The sequence below is a fragment of the Elusimicrobiota bacterium genome (genome assembly GCA_040757695.1).
GTDB lineage: Bacteria > Elusimicrobiota > UBA8919 > UBA8919 > UBA8919 > JBFLWK01.
Genome location: JBFLWK010000164.1, coordinates 1 through 2,550, shown reverse-complemented (window position 1 = coordinate 2,550; position 2,550 = coordinate 1). Strand labels below are relative to the sequence as shown.

Here is a 2,550-nt window from a genome sequence, read left to right as displayed (position 1 = left end):
AAGAACTATTCAGCAATGCTAAAAAAGTACGGTCACTATTAAAATAGGTCGATTTGCAAATGAACATTAAAGTTGTTCCGACGAAGTCATGTCAAAAAACAGCGTTTTCACGCATTTTTCAGGATAATGGTTAATTTAGCATTCATAAGATAGTCAGGGCTTTGCCATGAAACCCGTTTTTGACGGGATTAACAGGATTTTATTTTTTGCCACTGAATTTTCCGCCAGAGGCGGATCTGCCTTTGGCACGACACAGAATTGCACTGAAAAATGTCATTCCCGAATGCTCCCCGATAGAGTCAGTTGACTGATGACCGATGACTGATGACCGATTTTTGGGGACAGGCTCTGTCGGGAATCTATTTCGTGCTTCAGTACTTCTGTGCTTGTCTGTGTGTGTTCATCTGTGGCTGTCTTTTTATCCTGTAAATCCTATCAGATTGAAATTCCAAAAAGTTCTGTGATTGTTTTTTTTATATCTGCTGACTTCATCAAATACTCGCCAATAAGCACGGCATTTACACCGTTATCTTTTAGCATTTCAATATCCTGATGGGTTTTTATTCCACTTTCTGAGATTACAATTTTGTTATTCGGGATTTGAGATTTGAGTTTTGATGTTATATTTATATCAACTGTTAAATCTGACAGATTTCTGTTATTTATCCCGATAATATCTGCTTCTGTATCAAGCACTCTTTTTAATTCTTCTGCAGTATGGATTTCAGCGATTACAGAAAGATACAATTTTTTGGCAATTTTTAGAAATTTGTTAATTTGTTCGGTATTCAAAATTAGCACAATTAAAAGCACAGCATCTGCATTAAAATATCTGGATTCATAAAGTTGGTACTCGTCTATTATAAAATCTTTTCTTAAAGTGGGCAAAGAAGAAACCTGTTTTACTAAATCAATATGAAAAACATCACCCCGAAAATACTTTTGCTCGGTAAGCACTGATATGGCATCCGCACCTGCGTGTTCATACTGCTGAGCAATTTTTTGAACATCAATTTCAAATACTATTTCACCTGCCGATGGAGATGCTCTTTTGATTTCAGCGATTAGATTCAGTCGGTTTGGTTTTGATATTGCTGACTTGAAATCCCGAATGATTGGTAACTTATCAACTTTAGGCAAAATATCGTCCAGTGGTAACTGCTTTTTTCTATGTGCGATTTCTATTTTTTTATTTTTAATAATCTCGTCAAGTATGTTCATTTTCCACAATATTTTTTAAGTTCTTCTAATTTTTTGAATGCTTTACCTAAATCAATTGATTTCTCAGCCAATTCAATTCCATCTTTTATATTTTTTGATTTTTCAGCAGCGGTTAATGCAAACGCAGCATTCAAAACTACGATATCCCGTTTGGGTCCTCTTTTACCAGAAAGTATATCAAGAATTATTTTTGCATTTTCTTTCGCATCACCACCTGCAATATCTTCCTGTTTTGCTTTTTTGAGCCCGAAATCTTCCGGTTTTACTGTGTATGTTTTAATCCTGCCATTTTGTAATTCAGAAATTTGTGTCTTGCCTGTGATTGATATTTCGTCGATAGAATCCATCCCGTGAACAACGAATGCAGATTTTGTTCCAAGATTTTTTAAGACATATGCAAGTGGTTCTGTAAGTTCTGAAGAATAAACACCAAGCACCTGAGCATTAGCATTCGCAGGATTAGTGAGAGGACCTAAAATATTAAAAATTGTTCTGATACCAATTTGCCGACGAGGCCCGATTGCATATTTCATTGCAGAATGAAGCATAGGTGCGAACAAAAAACCGATACTAATTTTATTTATACACTCTTCAACTTTTTGTGGTGGTAATTCAAGGTTTATTCCGAGTTCTTCAAGCACATCAGCACTACCGCATTTTGATGAAACAGCACGATTACCATGTTTTGCTACCACAACACCACAACCTGCAACAACAAAGGTAGTAGCAGTAGAAATATTAAATGTCTTTGTTTTATCACCACCGGTTCCACAGGTATCCACAATCGTTTCCCAGTCAATATTGATTTCGTCTCTGTCAATATCAACCGCGTGTTTTTTGATGGTAATTTGTGTTGCATGTTCACGCATCACTTTTGCACAACCGGTTATTTCTTCAACTGTTTCGCCTTTCATTCGCAATGCAGTGATGAATGATGCAATCTGCGCTTCGGTTGCCTGACCTGTCATAATTTCCGTCATTACATCAGTCGCTTCTTTTTCAGAAAGATTTTCCTTCTGCACAACTTTCGCAATCGCTTCTTTAATCATTTTCCACCTCTTTTAATCATTATATGTGCATCAATCAAAATTGAAAATTGAAAATTTCAAGTCTGGCACAGTTCGCACCAGTTTCTGAACTTTTTGTTTTGTTAGAAGTAAATAGTCGCGGTCTCGTGAAAAAACTTCAAGTGTGATTGTATCGTTATAGCCAATTCTTTTAAGAAGTCCAACAGCATCCTCCCAGTTAACATTTCCAGTGCCTAACGGGATATGCAGGTCATTGTAGCCGCCTTTATTATCCGAGAGATGAACATGGATAAGTCGGTCT

General features: G+C 36.5%; 3 protein-coding genes. All 3 read right to left on the bottom strand.

Annotated elements, in window-relative coordinates:
- Nucleotides 1-435: 435 nt before the first annotated feature.
- On the bottom strand, nucleotides 436-1,221 hold the full coding sequence (trpC, locus tag AB1349_13620; GenBank protein MEW6558364.1) for an indole-3-glycerol phosphate synthase TrpC: 786 nt from the start codon (nucleotides 1,219-1,221) through the stop codon (nucleotides 436-438).
- Nucleotides 1,218-2,270 (bottom strand): anthranilate phosphoribosyltransferase, encoded by a 1,053-nt coding sequence (gene trpD, locus AB1349_13615; GenBank protein ID MEW6558363.1) that lies wholly within the window; start codon nucleotides 2,268-2,270, stop codon nucleotides 1,218-1,220. The genes trpC and trpD overlap by 4 nt, the downstream gene beginning before the upstream one ends.
- A 30-nt stretch (nucleotides 2,271-2,300) precedes the next feature.
- On the bottom strand, nucleotides 2,301-2,550 hold a 250-nt coding region (locus AB1349_13610; protein ID MEW6558362.1), incomplete at its 5' end, for a TIM barrel protein.

Bases quoted from the DNA above. Each gene is read 5' to 3' on its own strand.
- trpC (MEW6558364.1), bottom strand. From the start codon at position 1,221: ATGAACATACTTGACGAGATTATTAAAAATAAAAAAATAGAAATCGCA.
- trpD (MEW6558363.1), bottom strand. From the start codon at position 2,270: ATGATTAAAGAAGCGATTGCGAAAGTTGTGCAGAAGGAAAATCTTTCT.